This window comes from Curtobacterium sp. MCBD17_008, from assembly GCF_003234475.1.
Classification (GTDB): Bacteria; Actinomycetota; Actinomycetes; order Actinomycetales; family Microbacteriaceae; genus Curtobacterium.
Genome location: NZ_QKTK01000003.1, coordinates 321580 through 339925 on the forward strand (window position 1 = coordinate 321580; position 18346 = coordinate 339925).

An 18346-nucleotide genomic window follows, 5' to 3' on the forward strand; every position below is an offset into this window, starting at 1 on the left:
AGGGTCACTGCTGTGAACGCACCCTCGCCGTCCGTGGTCGCCTTCTGGGAGGCGCGTCGCCGCGACTCCCCCGAACTGCCCGACACGATCGCCCCGGCGTGGGCGTTCGGTGCGACACCGGACCACGCGGACGCCCTGCTCGACCTCGTGCTCACCGGTGTGAAGGACGGGACCGCGTCCTCGCTCTGGGACCACGAGGCCACCGGTGAGCCCCTGCCGGAGGTTGGCGAGTACAGCATCATCCTCGACGGCAGCGACGAGCCGCGGGCCGTGCTCGTGACGACCGACGTCCGGATCGTGCCGTTCGACCAGGTCAGCGCCGAGCACGCCCGCGCCGAGGGTGAGGGCGACCGGACCCTCGATTACTGGCGTGAGTCGCACGAGCGGTACTGGCGGGAGCACTCGGAGAACCCGCGGGGCTGGGCGTCGGACATGCCGGTGGTGTGCGAGCGGTTCCGGGTGCTGTGGCCGGAGGAGACCGACGGGCCAGGCTCGTCAGTGCCCTGAGGATGCTGTCGTCACGGCATCCAGGCGCCCGTCGTCTCGAGGGGCCGACCGTCGCCCTCAGGCCGCTCGGCGCTCAGGTGCCGGACGTCGACGCAGGCTGGCCTCCAGGACCGCCGGCGGCGCGTACTGCTGGTCGAGCCGTCCGACGTCCGTGCCCGGCGGGACGATCGCGTCGATCCGGTCGAGGACCTCGTCCGACAGCGCCACGTCGGCACCTGCGAGCAGGTCGTCGAGCTGCTCCATCGACCGCGGGCCGATCAGTGCACTCGTGACGCCGGGATGCGCGATCGCGAACGCCATCGCGAGGTGGGTCATCGGGATGCCCGTGTCCTCGGACAGCGCGACGACCTGCTCGACGGCGTCGATGCGTCGCTCGTCCTGGTTGTGGCGGAACATGCCGACACGGGCGAGGTCGCTCTCCTGGCCCTTGCGGAACCGACCGGTCAGCATGCCGCCGGCCAGCGGGCTCCAGACGAGCGCGCCCATGCCGTAGCGCTCGACGACGGGCAGGACCTCGCGCTCGATGCCGCGGTTCAGGATCGAGTAGGTCGGCTGCTCCGTCCGGAACCGCTCCAGGCCCCGGCGCTCCGAGGTCCACTGCGCCTCCACCTGGAGCGACGCCGGGAAGTCACTCGTGCCGATGGCACGCACCTTGCCGCTGCGCACCAGGTCGGTCAGCGCCGACAGGGTCTCCTCGAGGTCGACCGTGTCGTCCGGTCGGTGTGCCTGGTACAGGTCGATGTGGTCGGTCTGCAGACGGCGGAGCGAGTCCTCCACCGCGCGCATGATCCACCGACGGGAGTTCCCGCGGCGGTTCGGGTCCTCCCCCATCGGGCCGTTGAACTTCGTGGCGAGCACGACGTCGTCACGGCGGCCCGCGAGCGCCTTGCCGAGCAGGGTCTCCGACCCACCCTGCGAGTAGCGGTCGGCGGTGTCAATGAGGTTGATGCCGGCGTCCAGTGCCCGGTGGACGATCCGGATCGAGTCCTGTTCGTCACCGTTGCCGATGCGGCCGTCAGTGCCGAGCATCATGGCGCCCAGCGCGAAGGGGCTGACCTGGATGCCGGTCCTGCCGAGGGTGCGGTACTGCATGGGTTCCTCCTGTCGATGGCGTCCCGAGTGCAGATGTCGTAGGCTGACGTGAAGCGGAACGCTCTTCCGGAACTATACGGAACGCCTTTCCGTTTCACAACCCCCATCCGAGGAGGACCCGTGCGTGCCGACGCCCGCCGCAACCTGGACGCGCTGATCGACGCCGCGAAAGCCGTCTTCGCCTCCGACGGCGTCGACGCCCCTGCGAAGGTGATCGCCGACCGTGCAGGTGTCGGCGTCGGCACCCTGTACCGTCACTTCCCCCAGCGATCTGACCTGGTCGTGGCGGTGTTCCAGCAGGCCGTCGAAGCCTGCGCGGACGCCGCCGACGACTTGCGCGCAGCACACGCGCCCGACGAGGCGCTCGCTCGGTGGCTCCAGCGGTTCACGGAGTTCGTCGCCACCAAACGCGGGCTCGCCGCCGCGCTGCAGTCCGGCGACGCCGCCTTCGCAGCCCTCCCCGCCTACTTCGTCGCACGCCTCGGTGGCACCCTGGCGGAGTTGCTCGACGCAGCGTCAGCAGCCGGAACGGTCCGCGCCGACATCGACGCACCCCAGCTGCTCCGGGCGGTCGCCGACCTGTCCCACGGTGCGGCGACGCCCGAGCAGAGCCAGCAGCTCGTCGGGCTCCTGGTCGACGGGCTCCGCTACCGCGCCACCGTGTGACCACCGCTGCCCCGGTGACGAGTTGCTTCGTGCTGTCGGCGATGGGTCCGCCAGTCGGGATGACGGTCAGCAGGGCGGCGTCATCGGACTTCGTGATCTGGCCGGGCACGACGGCTTCGACGTGGTTGAGCCCTGTGATCTCGTCCTCGACGGAGGTGAGCTTGCTGAGGACGCGGTGCGCTCCGGCTTCACCAAGTCCGGCACCGTCCTCGTCGCCGCAGCGACCATCATGGCCGTCGTCTTCGCCGGCTTCGCCACCAGCGAGATGGCCGTCGCCGCCTCCATCGCCGTCGGCTTGCTCGTCGGCGTCCTCGCCGCCGCCTTCCTGGTCCGGATGATGATCATGCCGGCACTGCTGTCCCTCTGCGGTGAAGCCGCGTGGTGGATGCCCCGCTGGATGCAGAAGATCATCCCGAACCTCGACACCGAAGGCCACGGACTCGACCGAGCCACCGAGCGCCAGCGAGGAACCGGCAGCATCTCGGTAGCTGCCCAGTAGTCCCCCGACAGAACGAAGCCGTCCCGCCTGCCACCGCAGCGGGACGACTTCGTTCTGCCACTCCGCCGGTGTCCACTCGACCGTCGGTGGTGTTGTTCGTTCCTCGCCGTGTCCGAGGATGACTCGCTGCGCGCGTCCGTGCAGGGTGCAAGCCCCACCGGGTCGCGAATGGGCTCAGTCGACGACGTCGCAGACCCCGTCGAGTTCTTCGTCGTGCCGCTTGCGCGGTGGGTCAGCGGCAGTCAGTTGCTCGTTGGCGGCGGACAGAACTGACGTCAGCACATCCGTGATCACGACCCCGCTCGAGCCCCGAGCTCGAGCGGGGTTTCTGACACTTGAACAACGACTGTCGACTGTGATGGCTCTCCGCCCTGCAGGTGCAAACACCGCGGCGCCACGCAGGGCGTGGTGCTCACGGGCAGGGGGAACGACCCGGTCAAGCGGCGGCTGCGTTCGCTGAGGAGCGACACTCTTCTGGTGGCCGCCCCGCGACTGATTCCGCCGCGATGTCGCGGAGCCGTGTGAGGCGATCGTGGGTGGCGGTGAGGGCTTCAATCTGGTGTTGGATGCGATCGCTCTCCTCGTCGAAGTGGTCGAGCATCGTCGGTGTCGCGACGCCGGTGGCGAGGAACGGCAAGAGTTCGACGATTCGGCGACTCGGCATGCCCGCTGCGTAGAGCATCTGCATGAAGCGCACCCGCGTCACGTCGGACTCGCGGTACTCCCGGTGCCCGCCCGTGGTCCGCTCCGACTCGAGGAGTCCCTGTTCCTCGTAGTACCGAAGCGACCGAACGCTGACGCCAGCGCGTTCTGCGAGTGCACCGATCCGCATTCTTCGGCTCCTGGGCTTGATTCTCACGTTGATGTCAGGTTCTAGCGTAGCGGCATGAACCTCTCTGGAGCCACTGCCCTCGTCACTGGCGCGAACCGCGGTATCGGTCGTCATCTCGCCGCCCAGTTGGTCGCACGCGGGGCGAACGTGTACGCGACCGCCCGACGTCCTGAACTGATCGACCTCCAGGGTGTGGAGCGCCTCGCCCTCGACATCACCTCCCCCGAGTCCGTCGCCGCGGCCGCCGCTCTAGCGACCGACGTTGATCTGTTGATCAACAACGCCGGTATCGCGACCACAGCGACCCTGTTGGGCGATCTGGACGCAGCGCACGCCGACATGGGCACGAACGTCTGGGGCACCCTCTCCGTCATCCGCTCCTTCGCACCTGTCCTGGCCGCGAACGGCGGTGGGAGCATCGTGAACATCGCCTCGGGCGCCTCCTGGATGGCGATGCCAGGGGCCTCCGCCTACGCGGTGTCGAAAGCTGCCCTGTGGAACATGGGGAACGCGTTGCGTCATGAGCTGGCCGGGCAAGGGACAACGGTGACGTCCGTGCATCTCGGAGTAGCCGACACGGAGATGGCGGCGGGTGTTTCGATGGCCAAGACCGACCCGGCGGACGTGGCGCGCGCAACCCTGGACGGGGTCGAGCGCGGCGACTACGAGGTCGTGGTGGACGAGCAGGCTGCGTTGATCAAGCAGATGCTCGCCCGGGATCCCAAGGAGCTGTACGCGGTCGTGGCTCAGATGCTCGCATCATAGGAGCAGCCCGAGGACACCTGGCGTGCGTGCGAGGGCGCGTCGGAGAGGTGCTCGCGACCGAAGGCGGCGGGACCAAGAGCAGCGACCATCCCTGAAATGTGTGCGAGATGGATCGCACGCCCGGATCCGAGCGCTGTCGACTGCGCCAAGCCACCTGCTGCTCGCGTCAGACGAATGAGCGCCGGAGACCTCCTCGTCAGCAGCTCTTCACGTCCGGTGCCATCATCCCCACCCCGACCGGCAGCGTCGTGGTCCGCAGTGTGCCGAGCGGCCCGTCCGTCAGGAACCGCAGCCCGGTCAGGTGCCCCGAGTCCGCCCCCGGCCGGAGGTGCATCTCGGCGGCGACCCGGATCGACCCATTCGCCGGGATGACCGCGCCCCGGGTCGGCAGCACGTGGTCCGCGTCGATGTCGTCGGAGAAGTAGCCGAACATCGCGCCCTCGTCGACGCCGACGATCGGTCGCGCGAGTTGCACGCGCACCGACTTGAGCCCGGCGTCCCACGTCATGCGGGTCCCTCGGATCGTCACCGGCTCGGCCGACGGGTTCTCGACGAGGAACGCGACGGTCATCACCGACTCATCGAACCCCGGCCTGTCCTCGGACCATCCGCCACAACCACCATCGGCAGCGACCGTCCGCAGGTCGGGTCGGCCTGGCTGCTCTGCGACGACGAGGCCGGCGAGCAGCACGAGAGCGCCGATCGTCGCGGCGGAGAGGACGCCCCGGGCCCCCATCCACCACCGGCCCTCCGCTGTCGGCCGGCCTTCGTTGGCTGTCATCGCGTCGGTCATCGGGTCCCCCGCCCGGCCGTCGGCGCGGCCACGCCGCGATCCTGACATACGCGCGATACCAGCGGGTACCCGTCGGGTCGATGGTATCCGTGGATTTGCCGGGGGCTCAGTTCGGCGCTGCTGAGGTAGTACGAAGCTGTCGATGTCCATCCGACTGCCGCCGAATCCCTCAACGCCGACGAGCGCCGGATCGACGTTTGCGACTGCTGCGAAAGTCGGGTTCCCCCCGCCAAAGCTAGCCCCAAACATCCCTGCCCACGAGAGGAGCAAGGCACCATCGGAGACGGCACGATCAACCGTGTGGCATCACCGGCACACGGAGGGTCTGGCGCCCTGTCCGTCATCCCCGCATCAAGCGCCGCCGGGACGATCGGGGTTCAGCGTGTCATCGAGCGCAACGGAGTCCGATTCGGAGGGTACTGGGCTTCCTGCTGGGTGCGGCCCACCACCGCGGGCATGCGCGCCGCGATGCGAGACGTTGAATGGGCACCTGGATCCGAGCCGCCTTCAAGCGCGACCTGGGTCGTGTCGCTGGCCGAACTACAGCATCGAGGTCGCGAGCTGACCCAGGTCGCGCTCACCGGCGGCGTCGCCCTGCAACAGGGTCGGCCTGCCGCCTGGCGCTCCGTCTACGTTCACCACGCACGAGTCGGGCAGCGGCTGCCAGCTGCTTCTGCGCTCAGCAAGGCGGTTCGGGATCCTGACCGCTCAACCCTGGTGCGGAGCCGTTCTCGGCGGACGCACGGGCTGCTTCCGCTGCGAGGTAGGCGGTGATGTCGATGGGCTGAGTCGGGGGGAGGTGGATGTCGTCGGGGCGGACGGGGTGCTGCATCAGCTGGTCACTTTCGTTCGTCGAGCGGAGGACGAAGGGCCCCGGTGTGTTCACCGGGGCCCTTCGGAGTGTCAGCCGACGAGGACTCGTGGCTGGTCGTGCGCGGCGGGTGCCGCGTCGTCGTGCTTGTCGAGGGCGTGGCCTTCGACGTCGACGTCGGGGAGGACCTTGTCGAGCCACTTGGGGATCCACCAGGCGGAGCGTCCCAGGAGGGACAGCGCAGCCGGCATGAGGACCATGCGGACGATGAACGCGTCCGCGGCGACGCCGACGAGGAGACCGAACGCGATGGAGGCGCCGATCGCGAACTCTCCGGTGGCGAACCCGCCGAAGACGACGATCATGATGCTCGCGGCGGCGACGAGGACGGGTCCGGATCGGGAGAAGCCCTCGCGGATTGCCTGCTTCGGGTCGAGGCCCTTGCGGTACATCTCCTGGATGCGGGAGACGAGGAACACCTGGTAGTCCATCGCGAGTCCGAAGAGCACTCCGACGAGCAGCAGCGGCAGGATGCTCAGCATCGGGTCACCCTGCGGTGCGGGCAGGAAGTCCAGCCAGCCCCACTGGAACACCGCGACGCTCGCGCCGAAGGATGCGCCGACGGAGAGCAGGTAGCCGAGCGTCGCGATCACGGGGATGAGGAGCGATCGGAACAGGACGATGAGCAGGATGATCGAGATGACGACGATGACGATGACGTACTTCACCAGCGCCTGAGCGAGCTGGTCGTCGGAGTCGATGCCGATCGCGGTCTCACCGGTGACCTCGAGGTGCGCGCCGCTGATGGTGTCCGCGTCGTCACGGATCTGGTGCACCAGGTCCTTGGTCGAGTCGTCGATCGGCCCTTCGGTCGGGATGACGGTGATGCGCGCGTAATCGCCGTCGGAGCTGACCTGAGCGGGAACGACCTGCTGCACGCCATCGAGAGCGGTGAGTGCCTTCTCGATTGCGGCGGTCTTCGAGGTGATGTCGTCGCCCTCGGCCAGGACGATCAGGGGGCTCTGGACGCCGCCGAACTCGTCGACGATGAGGTTGTAGGCGGTGCGTTCGGTGGATTCCGGGTCGGATCCGCCAGGGACGTTGGAGGCGGTCTTCATGCTGAGCATGGGGAGCGCGACGACGACGAGGACGAGCACCCCGCCCAGGAGGGAAACGATCGGGCGCTTCACGACGAAGCTGCCCCACGAGCGGAGGACGCCGCGCTTCTGCGGGCCGTCTTCGGTGAAGAGTTCCCCGCGCTGCAGCGCCGCACGGTGCTTCTTCGACAGGGCCTTGACACCCATGAACCGCATCAGTGCCGGCAGCAGGGTGAGCGAGAGCAGGACGGCGACGGCGACGGCGAAGGCGGCGGCGACACCCATCTCGGTGATGTAGCTGAGGTTCGCGACCAGGAGCGCGACGAGGGCGACGACGACGGTCATGCCGGCGAAGACCACGGCGGTGCCGGCGGTACCGGTTGCCCGGGCGATCGCGTCGTCGACCCTCCGTCCGGAGCGGAGTTCGGTCTTGAAGCGGGACAGGATGAAGAGGCTGTAATCGATCCCGACGGCGAGGCCGAGCATGGTCGCGAGGATGATCGCGTTGTCACCGATCGGGGTGAGTGCGCCGTAGGCGAGGACACCGATCAGGCCGACGCCGACGCCGTAGACGGCGACGAGGAGGTTGATGCCCGCGGCGAGGAGCGAGCCGAACGTGATCGCGAGGATGATGAACGCGATGATGACGCCGGCGCCTTCACCCGGGCCGGTGGCCGGGGCGCCGAGGGGAACGAGGTTCCCGCCGAGCTCGACGCCGAGCGCCGGAGGAGCGTTCTCCTGCAGGTCGAGGGCCGCGTCGTAGAACTTCGTCTGCTGGGCCTTCGTCAGGTCACCGTAGGTCACCGTGGCGACGGCGATCGTGCGGTCTTTCGAGATGTACGGCTGTTCGGCGTTCAGTGGGTCGCTGACGGACTGAACCCCGTCGACCTTGTCGGCCTTCGCGAGGAACGACTCGATCTGCTTCGCTGTCGACGCGTCCGTGACGTCGCCGGACTCCGGTTGGAACACCAACTGCAGGGACGCGGTGTCCGAGCCGGTTGTCGAGGGGAACTCCTTGTTCATCCGCTCCAACGCCTGCGAGGCCTTGGTGTCGGGGATGCTCGTGGTCGCGGCGTCCTTCTCGATGCCGCTGCCGACGACGAAGATGCCGATCAGCACGGCCATGATCAGGAGCCACGCTCCGATCACCAGCCATCGGAACCGGGCACTGAAGCGCCCGAGGTGGGACAGGAACGTGGACATGCGGTTTCCTTCGTCGTCGTGGTCCGCGAGGTGCGGACAACGTCAACGATCCCGTCCGGGACGCTTCGGTACGGCCTCCTTTTGCACCGTCCGAACTACTTCATCTGCAGTAGATCCTGCCCCCCGCTCGCACTGTCAAGACAGGCGACAACGCTCGGGCATCCTCCGCTGGCTGAGCGATGGGTAGAGGAAACGACCAGGTGGTCGGGTCAGGCGATGAGGCCGGCTCGGTAGGCATACGCGACCAGTTGGGCCCGGTCGCGGGCGCCGACCTTCGCCATCGCACGGCTCGCGTGGGTCTTCACGGTGAACGGTGAGACGAACAACTCCGCTGCGATGGAGTCGTTGTCGTGGCCCTCTGCGATGCTGAGGACGACGTCCCGTTCGCGGGCTGTCAGGGCAGTGAACCGGTCGGCGAGGTCGGCGTCGACGACACGGCTCGGGCTGTCGGTGACGTGCCCGATGAGCGCGGCAGAGGCAGCTGCGGACAGGGCACCTCCCCCGCCGATGACTTCCTGCAGGCTCGCGATCAGCTCAGCTGGTCCGACGCCCTTGCCGAGGAACCCGTTCGCGCCAGCCCGGAGCGCGGCGAGGACGGTGTCGTCGTGCTCGAAGGTGGTCAGGACGACGATGCGGGTCTGTTCGGACGGGATCCGCTCCCGGATGCGTCGCGTCGCCTCGACGCCGTCGATCCCGGGCATGCGGACGTCCATGAGGACGAGGTCGACATCGTGGTCCCGGAGGAACGCGAGGGCGGCGAACCCGTCCCCTGCTTCACCGACCACGGCGAAGTCCGGGTGCACGTCGATGATGGTCCGCAGTCCGAGACGGATCATCTCTTGGTCATCGACCAGCAGCACGCGTGTCACGGGGTTGCTCCTTCGTTCCATGGGATCCGTGCCGTGACGGTGAAGACATCATCGTCGGCGCCGAGCTGCAGGGTTCCGCCAGCAGACTCGACGCGTTCGCGCATGCCGACGAGTCCGTACCCGCTGCCGTGGGCGGTCGGCGGCGTGGACGCGACCGGGTTCGTGACGCTGATGATCAGGTCGGCCTCGTCCGTCAGCACCGTCAGCGCGGCCTCACCGGTGCCGTACCGGTGCGCGTTCGTCAACGCTTCCTGCGCCACCCGGAACACCGTCACCCCGACGGCCTCGTGCGCTCGGCGAGCTTGGTCGGTGATCTGCACGTCGATCGACAGGCCGGCGTCCCGGAACGAGGAGACCAGCTCGTCGATGCTCGACAGGCCGGGTGTCGGGCGCCCCGCGTGATCGTCGTCGGCGTCGTCGCTGCGGAGCATGGCCAGCGTCCGTTGCGTGTCACTGAGGATCGACTGCACCGCTGTGCGCGCCGCGACCAGCGACCGCTGGGTCGCGGCGTCGTCACGGCCGGCGGTGACCTCGACCGCGCCGAGGTGCATGCTCACGACGGCGACCTGGTGGCCGACGATGTCGTGCAGGTCACGGGCGATGCGGACCCGCTCCTCCGCCACTCGCCGCTCAGCTTCGGCCTCCCGCGTCGCGATCGCGTCGCGGGTGCGCTGCTCGAGCGACTCCCAGTACTGGCGCTGCAGCCGCAGCGCCGCGCCCACGGCACCACCGGCGACGACGGCGACGATGACCGCGACGGCGTCGAGACCGACCGCGCGGCCAGCGGACAGGAAACTCGCGAGCCCGAAGATGACGGCCATCGCCAGCGCCGTGATCCCGGTGCTGCGCGTGGGCGGCAAGCCGCGCAGGGTGAGTGCGAACAGGACGAACACCACGACGGTGCATTCACCGATCGGGTCCCGCCCTCCGACGATCACCACGACGACGCCAGCCATCGTCAACGCGAGACCGACCTGCGGCAGCCGGACGGCGACGAGCGCTCCGGTGAGGGTCACGAGTGCGCCGACACCGGCGAGCAGACCATCGCCGTCGGTGGCGATGACGACCAGTTCCACGATCATCGCGGTCACGCTCACCCACAGCGGGAGGCGCTCGAGCACAGATTGCGCGCGCAGCCACAGCGGGCGCGTCGCGGACACGCTGGGCGTCGGAACGGTCATCCCTTGAGTCTGAGGGAGGCCGGTGCCGGACATGTACTCCATCTGCATCAGGTTCTCCAGTTCCGGGGAACGACGCCGGCGGGTGTCGCTGCGCTGATGCTGTTCACCAGTCGCACCGATGAAGGGACACCTCATGACCACGCTTCTTCCCGCTCCATCTGCCACGGCGGCGATGTTCGTCTCGACGCCGGCGGAGCTCGATGACGGGTACGACCAGCAGATCCACCGTTCTCGAGCGGGGACGATCGCGCGCGTGCCGTTGCTGCCGCTCTGGGCAGCGGTCGCCACCACGAGCGCGGTGTTGCGGTTCGCGGGCTTCATGGTGCTGGCCACGTCGATGCTCCTCGAGAGCGCAGCGCGGAGCATCATCTCCCGCTGACGAGCCCGCCCGCGCTGCAACGCCCTGGAACGCGCGGGTCAGCGGAGGTGTTCGAGGAGGTGCGTGGTGAACGCGGCCATGAGCGTGTCGAGCGTCGCCTTCGGGGTGGAGCCGGCGTAGTAGAAGTCGTGATCGACCCCGTCGAACCGTCGGGTCTCGACCGGCGCACCGACCTCCACAGCATGCGCGGTGAACTCCTCGATCGAGGGACGGAGCGTGTCGTACTCCGCGGTGACGACCAGGGTCGGTGGCAGTGCGCGGAGCTCCGCCTCGGGGAGGAAAGCGGGCGAGACGAGCGGGTTCTTGCGGTCCGTGCTCGGCAGCGGGTAGGCCGCGTCGACCATCTCGAGCATCCCGGCGTTGACGAACGGCTTCTCGATCAGGAAGGTCGCTCCGGCGGGCGGGATCGACAGGTCCACGGCGGGAACGATGAGGGCGGCAGCGCGAACAGCAGGGCCATGCTCGCGTGTCGATTGCGTGAGGGTGCCGAGGGCGAGGTTCCCACCTGCGCTGCTGCCGGTCACCGCGATCCGGGTACCGTCCCACCCCATGGTCTCCCCGGAGCGGGCGACCCACGTGAGCACGTCGAAGCACTCCTCCAACGCCTGCGGGAACCGGGCTCTCGGTGATGTGCTGTAGTCCACGTTCACGACGACGCTGCCCACTTCGCCCGCGATCCCTCGAGCGAGGTGGTTGTCCTGCAGCGGGTTCCCGATCACGAACCCACCACCGTGGGTGTTGATGACCACCGGCGGCGTGGCACCGTTCACGGCGAGGGGGGCGTCAGCGGGAGGCCGCGTGATGGAGCAGCGGATCGAACCGTGACGGGTGGGGACGTGCACGATCTCGTTGTCGGGAACGGCACGGGAAGTGAGCTCCACCTTCGGTGCCCGGATGATGCGTGTGACGAGGGTCGACATCGCCCAGGTCCGGACGCGCATGCCGAGGGGGGCGGCCATGATGTGCTCTCTCTCATTCGGTCGGGGCTGCTGATGTGATCTGTGGGTCGAGCGTCCTCGCTGGTGCGTCCGACGGACGGAGTGAGGGGGCGCCTCGCAGCGCCCTCCTCGCTGCGTCCCGGCTACTCGTCGCGCGGCGCCCCGGATCGGACGGAGTCCGGAACGGAGGGGCCTGCCGTTGCGACTGAGTGCCCACCGGCGGCGGCGTCCTGTCGCGCCTTCTCGAGTTCGTCGGCTTCTGCGCCGCCGATGGCTTCGCCACGAGCGACCATGCCGGCCGTGTCGGAGAGCTTGATCTGCGGCAGGAACAGGGCGAGCAGGAACGCGACGGCGATGAAGGGCAGCAGGTACCAGAACACCGGCGCGAGGGAGTCGGCGTACGCGTTGACGATGCCGTCCTGTACCGCCTCTGGCAGCTTCGCCACGGTCGCCGGGTCGATGCTGCCCGCCGAGGACGCGGCATCGGTCGCGGAACCGCCGGCGCCGCGGAACACGTCGGTCAGCGACGTGGTCAACCGTGCGGTGAACAGTGCACCGAACACGGCCGTGCCGAGCGATGCACCGACCTCGCGGAAGTAGTTGTTCGTCGAGGTGGCGGTCCCGACCTGCGATGCGGGCACCGCGTTCTGCGCGACGAGGACCACGACCTGCATGATCAGGCCGAGGCCCGCGCCGAAGACGAACAGGTACAAGCAGATAAGCCAGATCGGGGTGTCCGCGGCGAGCTGCGTGAGGCAGAGCATCGCGGCCGCGACGAGGATCGTGCCGACGATCGGGAACGCGCGGTAGCGACCGGTCTTCGAGATCAGGTTGCCGGACGCGATGGAGGTCCCGATGAGGCCGACCATCATCGGCAGCATCAGCAGACCCGAGACCGCGGCCGAGGTGCCGGACGCCATCTGCAGGAACGTCGGGACGAAGCCGATGGCGGCGAACATGCCGATACCGAGCACGAGACCGATGCCGGTCGCGAGCAGGAAGGTGCGGTTGCGGAAGAAGGACATCGGGAGCACCGGGTCCTCGACGCGGGTCTCGACGAGCACGAGCAACGAAGCGGCGACGACGAGGCCCGCGAACCAGGCCCACGTCTCGAGCGCATCCCAGCCGTGGTCCTTGTTGCCGCCGAACTCGGAGAAGAACACCAGGCACGTCGTGGCAGCGGACATCAGGAGCACGCCGAGGACGTCGATCCTCTTCTCGGCCTTCTTGGTCGGCAGGGTCAGTGCGAACCAAGCGATGCAGAACGCGGCGATCCCGACGGGGATGTTGATGTAGAACGCCCAGTTCCAGGTGAGGTGGTCGACGAAGAAGCCACCGAGGAGCGGGCCACCGATGGCGGAGAGGCCGAAGATCGCACCGAGCGGGCCGAGGTACTTGCCGCGCTGCGAGGCGGGGACGATGTCCGCGATGATCGCCTGCGACAAGATCATCAGACCACCTCCACCGAGGCCCTGCACCGCACGCCACACGATCAGCTGTGTGAAGTCGCCGGCGAACGCGCAGCCCGCCGATGCGATGGTGAACAGCGCGATGGCGATGAGGAACAGGTTCCGCCGCCCGAGCACGTCACCGAACTTGCCGTAGATCGGCATCACGATGGTGGAGGCGAGCAGGTACCCGGTGGTCAGCCACGCCTGGTGCGCGACACCGCCGAGCTCGCCGACTATGGTCGGCATCGCGGTGGAGACGATCGTCTGGTCGAGGCTGGAGAGCAGCATGCCCGCGATGAGCGCCGAGAAGATGGTCCAGATGCGGCGCTGGGTGAGCAGGAGCGGTCCGTCTGACCGTCCTGCTCGTGTCGCGCTCTTGGTCGAGCTCATGGGGTGTGCTCCAGTTCGTTTGTCGAGTGGGCCGCTCCGAGCGGCGTGCTGGTCGGGACGGTTGCGCCGTCCGAGGTCGCCATCGCCGTGACGAGGCGGAAGTTGGTCCGGAGGATGTCTTCGAACGGTGGTCCGTCCTCGTCGGCGAAGAACCGCCACGCGGTCGCCTTGAGGAGCGCGCCGACGATCTCGGCGACCAGGCGTCCGCGGTCATCGGTCGGGTCGGTCCATCCGAACCGGGAGCGCAGGGCGTCCCCGACGAGCTCCATCTGCCGGTCGGTCGCGGACACGAACCGGGCCACGAGGGACGGCTCGCGATCCAGCACGTCCCGCATGAGGGATTCTTCGCCGCGGTCGAGGCCGACGACGTGCAGGTGCTCGATGGCCAGGGCGACTGCCGCATCGATGGGGGCGAGATCTGGATCGACGGCCGTTCCGGCAGCGAACGCGGTCAGCAGGCCGTCTTCGACGCCGAGTTCGATGCCGAGTACGACGTCCTCCTTGGAGGCGAAGTGGTTGAAGAAGGTGCGACGGGACACGCCGACTTCTTCGCAGAGCTGCTCGATGGTGAAGCCGTTCAGCCCATCGGAGATCGTCCGACGACGGGCGGTGGCGATCATGCGACGGCGAAGCAGTCGGGTCCGCTCAGATGTCTTCACACTCTGCAGTTTTGCACTTCCGAGGAGAAAGTGCAAGTCCCCCGCACGGCCCTTCCACGGGGAGTTCTCCGAACCTGCAGCGGGTGTCACGAACACGAGAACGCTCCGTGGTGCCGTCTGTCGTCCGGCACCACGGAGCGTTGTCGTTCCGCGGATGGGTCAGGCCGTGTGGAGCCTGCGGAAGGTCTCCTCGAGTGTCACGGTCGGGTGACCGATCAGCGTGGAGAGGACCGGGGAGGGGCCGTCGAGGGCGCCGGCGGCGACGGCTGCGTCGAGGCCGACGAGGAACCCGATGGTGCCCTCGTCGAGACCGGCGGACACCAGAACCTGCTGGTGCTCCTCCGACGAGACGTCGGCGTACGCGACGTCACGTCCGAGGACGCGGCCTGCGGTCGCGGCGAACTCCGCGCCGTCCCAGGCGGTGACACCGGCGAGTTCCAGCGTCTCGCCACGGTGGGCACCCGTCGCAGCGACGACGGCGGCCGCTTCGGCGTAGTCGGAGCGAGCCGCCGAAGCGATCCGTCCGGTACCGCTGCTGGCGAGCCACTGTCCGGTCGCGGCGATCTGAGCGAAGGCCTGCTCGTAGTTCTCGTTGTACCAGTTGTTCCGGAGCACGGTCGCCGTGACGAGCGAGGCCGCGAGGAGGTCCTCGGTGGCCTTGTGCTCGGGAGCGACGAACAGCGTCGACGTGTCGGCGCGGGGAGCACTGGTGTAGACGATGTGCTGTACGCCGGCCTGCTCCGCGGCGCGGATGGCGTTGGTGTGCTGCGGCACACGCTGCCCGACCTCGCTGCCGGAGACCAGCACCAGGGTCTCGACGCCGTCGAACGCGGACGCGAGAGCCGCCGGATCGGCGTAGTCGGCAACGGCGGTGCGGACACCGGAGTCAGCGAACAGCGCGGAGAGGCGCTCGGCGTTCCGGCCGATGGCGACGACGTCGTCGGCTGCGACGCCACGAGCGAGGAGGTGTTCGACTATCAGGCGACCGAGGTTGCCGGTCGCACCGGTGACGGCGATCGTCACTTGATGACCCCGAGGGCGTCGGTCCAGCTGATCTGCTCGGAGACCGCGAGACCCATCTGGAGGTAGCCGATGCCCTCGAGCTCGTGGGCACGGGCGAGGGGGCCGGCGTCGTAGGCGTCGAGGCCACCGGCGGTGATCGCGCCGCCGAGAGCGGCCTTCGCGTCGGCGTCGTCGCCGGCGATGAGCACGGCGGTCCTCTTGCCGCCGACGCTCTTCGCGGCCAGCGCGCCGGCGAAGTTGGTGTTGAACGCCTTGACGACGTGCGACTCGGGCAGTCGGGCGGCGAGGTCCGCGGCGCCGCTGCCGGCGTCGAAGACGACCGGCTGGAAGGTGGCGAAGTCGACGGTGTTGGTGATGTCGACGACGGTCTTGCCGGCGAGGGCGCTCTTGTACTTGTCGGCGATCTCGGGGAGGGCGGCGTACGGCACCGCGAGGACGACGATGTCGCCGGCGAAGGAGGTGGGCTCGTCGCTGTGCTTGATCGACTCGACGGTGGCTCCTCCATCGGAGAAGACGGAGGCGATCGCGGTGCCCATGTTGCCGGTGCCGAGGATGCTGATGCTGGTCATGATGCGTGCTCCTGTTTCAGAGGTGGTGCGGTTGGAGAAGGTGTGGTCAGAGGGCGGCGAAGCCGAGGATCGCGCTGACGATCGAGAGGATCGCCAGGACGATCGGGGCCGCCGGGGACTCCTTGCGGCGCAGGTGGACGACCACGGCGCCGAGCATGAGGACAGCGAGGAGGATCGCGGCGATCGGGGTGAGGACCGGCGCGACGTCGAGCAGCAGCGGCAGGATCAAGCCGATGGCACCGAGGACCTCCGCGAGGCCGATGAGCTTGACGTGGCTGCTGGCGAAGTCGGCCGCCCAGCCCATACCGCTGCTGGCCAGGGCCTCCGCGGGACGGGCCAGCTTCATCAGGCCGGCTCCGAGGAACGCGAGTGCCAGGAGGCCGTTGATGATCCAGAGTGCGATGAGCATGATCTTCCTTGTGCTTGAACGTTGAAGTAACGAGGCCGACAGTACACAGCGTTTTGTTGAACGGTCAAGTTTTTTCTGCGACGATGTGCGCATGGACGAACCGCGCTGGCTCAACAAGACCGAGGCGGCAGCCTGGATGGATCTCCTCGCGATCATCGAGCTGCTGCCCTCGGCGCTCGACGCGCAGCTCAAGCGTGACTTCGCGATGACCCGCTTCGAGTACAACGTCCTCGCGATGCTCAGCGAGTCACCCGACGACAGTGCTCCGATGAGCAGCCTGGCTTTCCTCACCAACGGATCACTCTCCCGTCTGTCACACGCGGTGACGAAGCTCGAGAAGCGTGGGTGGGTGCGTCGCGTGCCGTCCGAGACGGACAAGCGCTCGCTCGTGGCCACCCTGACAGTGGACGGACGAGCACTCATCGAGCGAGCGGCTCCGTATCACGTCGAGGAGGCTCGACGCGCGTTCTTCGATGCGATCCCGCCCGAGCGGGTCGGCGATCTCGCCGAGATCCTGCGGCCGATCGCCGCGAACCTCCTGACGCCGGACGCCGACTGCGGTCCGGCGGCGCGCGCCGCCGCTGCGCCGGTGGCTCACGACTGACCGACGATTCTCCACAGACCCCCGACCGCCCGGACTGGCACTTGCCAGCCCGTTGCTCCGCCGCGCCCGCTCGTCCGATACGGCCGCGCCTCCCAGAACGGAAACTCCCATGAGCACGATCGACACGACAACCCGCCGCCCGAGCCGCCTCCGCGGGGTCCTCGTCGCGACTGTCCTCGCAGCCGTCATCGGCAGCATCGCCAACGCGATCATCGCCGTCAGTGCCCTCGCGGCCGGCGCTGGCCCCGCAGTGCAAGGCCTGACGCCGCCGGCCTACATCACCTTCACGGTCGTCGGGGTCCTGATCGGCGCGATCGGGTGGGCGCTCATCAGCCGTACGCGTTCGGCTGGGCGCGCGCTCGCGATCCTCGTCCCGGTCGTCCTGGTGCTCTCCCTCATCCCCGACGTGCTCCTCGCCGTCAGTGGTGGCTCCGCTGCGATCACCGCGGGAGTGGCGCTGGGCATCATGCACCTCGTGACGACGGCGGTTGCGGTGCCGATCTACCGCACGTTCCTCCCGATCGCACGCTGACTCCTCTCCCCGCCCGCCAGAAGTTTGTTGACAGTTCAACAAAACGGCGTACATTGATCCTAGGTACTTGATGGTTCAAGTACCTAGGGTCCGGCAGCAACTCGCGGCCCGGGACCTACGCCGACGTCGAACTCTGCAGGAGCAGCAATGAACCCCCTCGACACTTCTTCGGACCCGCGTTCCGCCCCGAACGCGGCCGCGCCTGGCACGCCGGACCGTGAGGTCGCGGAGTTCGGTGCCGTGCACCTCGAGGTCACCGACCTCGGCCGTTCCACCGCGTTCTGGACCGATGTCATCGGTCTCGTCCTACGGTCCGAGTCCCAGGACGAGGTCGAGCTCGGCACGAAGGCACAGACCCTCGTCACCCTCCACCCGGGCGCCCAGACCGGGTTCCTGCAGGGCCACAGCGGGCTCTACCACCTCGCCGTGCACCCGCCGACAGAAGCCGACTTCGCCCGGATCCTGCTCCGCCTCATCCGCGTCGGCTGGCAGATCTCACCGACCGACCACATCATGTCGAAGGCGATCTACCTCCTCGACCCGGACGGCATCACGGTCGAGATCACCCTCGAGACGCCGGAACGCCTCCGCGGGTTCCACTTCGACGACAACGGCCCGTACGTGCTCCGCCAGGACGGCAGCCGTTCCAACGGTCGTGAGCCGCTCGACGTCCGCGCCGTCCTCGCCGCACTGCCCGATGACGACATCACACTCCCGGTGCCGGAGGGCACCAAGATCGGCCACGTCCACCTGTACGTCGGGGACCTCGAAGCCGCCTACGGTTTCTACCGCACGTTCGGGTTCAACCAGGCCGTCTGGGCACCCCGCTTCCACATGGGCGACCTCGGTGGCGGCGGCGCGTTCAACCACCGCATCGCAGTGAACACCTGGCAAGGCGTCGGCGCACCGCAATCCCCCGCAGGGACCGCCCGCATGCGCGCCTTCACCCTCCGCCTCGACACCCACGAGCGCCTCGACCACGTCCTCGGAACCGTCGACGGACCCATCGAGGAATCCGACGCCGGCTTCCTCGTCCGAGACCCCAGCCTGAACACGCTGCTGCTCTCCGCCAACTGA

The 18346-nt window shown here is 68.4% G+C and carries 20 protein-coding genes; 8 read left to right on the forward strand and 12 right to left on the reverse strand.

All coding sequences use genetic code 11. The features are described 5' to 3' along the window. The first annotated feature begins 12 nt into the window (after nucleotides 1–12). Nucleotides 13–507 (forward strand): ASCH domain-containing protein, encoded by a 495-nt coding sequence (locus DEI95_RS05020; protein WP_110889405.1) that lies wholly within the window; start codon nucleotides 13–15, stop codon nucleotides 505–507. A gap of 57 nt (nucleotides 508–564) precedes the next feature. Here the strand turns inward: DEI95_RS05020 and DEI95_RS05025 are convergent, their stop codons facing one another. Further along, entirely contained in the window at nucleotides 565–1599 is a 1035-nt protein-coding gene (locus DEI95_RS05025; RefSeq protein ID WP_111059562.1) for an aldo/keto reductase, read from the reverse strand. A gap of 120 nt (nucleotides 1600–1719) precedes the next feature. Between DEI95_RS05025 and DEI95_RS05030 the strand changes: the two genes are divergently transcribed. Both DEI95_RS05030 and DEI95_RS05035 read left to right on the forward strand, forming a co-directional pair. Continuing rightward, a complete protein-coding gene (locus DEI95_RS05030; RefSeq protein ID WP_111059563.1) occupies nucleotides 1720–2265 on the forward strand; it encodes a TetR/AcrR family transcriptional regulator in 546 nt (181 codons plus the stop codon). Nucleotides 2266–2386: 121 nt separating this feature from the next. Next, nucleotides 2387–2764 carry an MMPL family transporter gene (locus DEI95_RS05035; protein ID WP_258367465.1) on the forward strand — a complete coding sequence of 126 codons (378 nt, stop codon included), beginning with the start codon at nucleotides 2387–2389 and terminating at the stop codon, nucleotides 2762–2764. Between the two features lie 436 nt (nucleotides 2765–3200). Here DEI95_RS05035 and DEI95_RS05040 read toward each other — a convergent pair whose 3' ends face one another. Then, nucleotides 3201–3710 carry a MerR family transcriptional regulator gene (locus DEI95_RS05040; protein ID WP_309146521.1) on the reverse strand — a complete coding sequence of 170 codons (510 nt, stop codon included), beginning with the start codon at nucleotides 3708–3710 and terminating at the stop codon, nucleotides 3201–3203. Here DEI95_RS05040 and DEI95_RS05045 point away from each other — a divergent pair. Then, complete coding sequence (locus tag DEI95_RS05045; RefSeq protein WP_111059566.1) at nucleotides 3651–4361, forward strand: SDR family oxidoreductase; 711 nt, start codon at nucleotides 3651–3653, stop codon at nucleotides 4359–4361. The two genes, DEI95_RS05040 and DEI95_RS05045, sit on opposite strands and share 60 nt — an antisense overlap. Before the next feature lie 196 nt (nucleotides 4362–4557). Here DEI95_RS05045 and DEI95_RS05050 read toward each other — a convergent pair whose 3' ends face one another. From DEI95_RS05050 to DEI95_RS05065, 4 genes are all read right to left on the reverse strand, one after another. Continuing rightward, nucleotides 4558–5142: a hypothetical protein gene (locus tag DEI95_RS05050; RefSeq protein WP_146243597.1), complete on the reverse strand. Its 585-nt coding sequence runs from the start codon at nucleotides 5140–5142 to the stop codon at nucleotides 4558–4560. A gap of 915 nt (nucleotides 5143–6057) precedes the next feature. Further along, nucleotides 6058–8265 carry an MMPL family transporter gene (locus tag DEI95_RS05055; protein WP_111059568.1) on the reverse strand — a complete coding sequence of 736 codons (2208 nt, stop codon included), beginning with the start codon at nucleotides 8263–8265 and terminating at the stop codon, nucleotides 6058–6060. A 209-nt stretch (nucleotides 8266–8474) separates the two neighbouring features. After that, nucleotides 8475–9134: a response regulator transcription factor gene (locus DEI95_RS05060; RefSeq protein ID WP_111059569.1), complete on the reverse strand. Its 660-nt coding sequence runs from the start codon at nucleotides 9132–9134 to the stop codon at nucleotides 8475–8477. Further along, nucleotides 9131–10315, reverse strand: a complete 1185-nt coding sequence (locus DEI95_RS05065; protein ID WP_181436195.1) for a sensor histidine kinase — start codon at nucleotides 10313–10315, stop codon at nucleotides 9131–9133. The genes DEI95_RS05060 and DEI95_RS05065 overlap by 4 nt, the downstream gene beginning before the upstream one ends. 133 nt (nucleotides 10316–10448) lie before the next feature. On the opposite strand from DEI95_RS05065, the gene DEI95_RS16600 reads away from it, so the two are divergent. Next, a complete protein-coding gene (locus DEI95_RS16600; RefSeq protein WP_146236276.1) occupies nucleotides 10449–10694 on the forward strand; it encodes a hypothetical protein in 246 nt (81 codons plus the stop codon). Between the two features lie 38 nt (nucleotides 10695–10732). Here the strand turns inward: DEI95_RS16600 and DEI95_RS05070 are convergent, their stop codons facing one another. The 6 genes from DEI95_RS05070 to DEI95_RS05095 form a co-directional block, all read right to left on the reverse strand. Then, the gene (locus DEI95_RS05070; RefSeq protein WP_110889415.1) at nucleotides 10733–11653 is read right to left on the reverse strand and encodes an alpha/beta hydrolase; all 921 of its coding nucleotides are present in this window, start codon (nucleotides 11651–11653) and stop codon (nucleotides 10733–10735) included. A 122-nt stretch (nucleotides 11654–11775) separates the two neighbouring features. Beyond that, entirely contained in the window at nucleotides 11776–13473 is a 1698-nt protein-coding gene (locus tag DEI95_RS05075; protein ID WP_258367467.1) for an MDR family MFS transporter, read from the reverse strand. Further along, the gene (locus tag DEI95_RS16605; RefSeq protein ID WP_181436196.1) at nucleotides 13470–14132 is read right to left on the reverse strand and encodes a TetR/AcrR family transcriptional regulator; all 663 of its coding nucleotides are present in this window, start codon (nucleotides 14130–14132) and stop codon (nucleotides 13470–13472) included. The genes DEI95_RS05075 and DEI95_RS16605 overlap by 4 nt, the downstream gene beginning before the upstream one ends. Nucleotides 14133–14291: 159 nt before the next feature. Further along, nucleotides 14292–15155, reverse strand: coding sequence for an SDR family oxidoreductase (locus tag DEI95_RS05085; RefSeq protein ID WP_110889416.1), 864 nt, complete (start codon nucleotides 15153–15155; stop codon nucleotides 14292–14294). Then, nucleotides 15152–15724, reverse strand: a complete 573-nt coding sequence (locus DEI95_RS05090) for an NADPH-dependent F420 reductase (protein ID WP_110889417.1) — start codon at nucleotides 15722–15724, stop codon at nucleotides 15152–15154. Before DEI95_RS05090 ends, DEI95_RS05085 begins: the two co-directional genes overlap by 4 nt. Nucleotides 15725–15770: 46 nt before the next feature. After that, on the reverse strand, nucleotides 15771–16133 hold the full coding sequence (locus DEI95_RS05095; RefSeq protein WP_110826189.1) for a DoxX family protein: 363 nt from the start codon (nucleotides 16131–16133) through the stop codon (nucleotides 15771–15773). 91 nt (nucleotides 16134–16224) lie between these two features. On the opposite strand from DEI95_RS05095, the gene DEI95_RS05100 reads away from it, so the two are divergent. From DEI95_RS05100 to DEI95_RS05110, 3 genes are all read left to right on the forward strand, one after another. Next, nucleotides 16225–16737, forward strand: a complete 513-nt coding sequence (locus DEI95_RS05100; protein ID WP_111059571.1) for a MarR family winged helix-turn-helix transcriptional regulator — start codon at nucleotides 16225–16227, stop codon at nucleotides 16735–16737. A gap of 109 nt (nucleotides 16738–16846) precedes the next feature. Continuing rightward, on the forward strand, nucleotides 16847–17269 hold the full coding sequence (locus DEI95_RS05105; RefSeq protein WP_111059572.1) for a DUF6069 family protein: 423 nt from the start codon (nucleotides 16847–16849) through the stop codon (nucleotides 17267–17269). Between the two features lie 147 nt (nucleotides 17270–17416). Then, entirely contained in the window at nucleotides 17417–18346 is a 930-nt protein-coding gene (locus DEI95_RS05110) for a VOC family protein (RefSeq protein WP_110889419.1), read from the forward strand.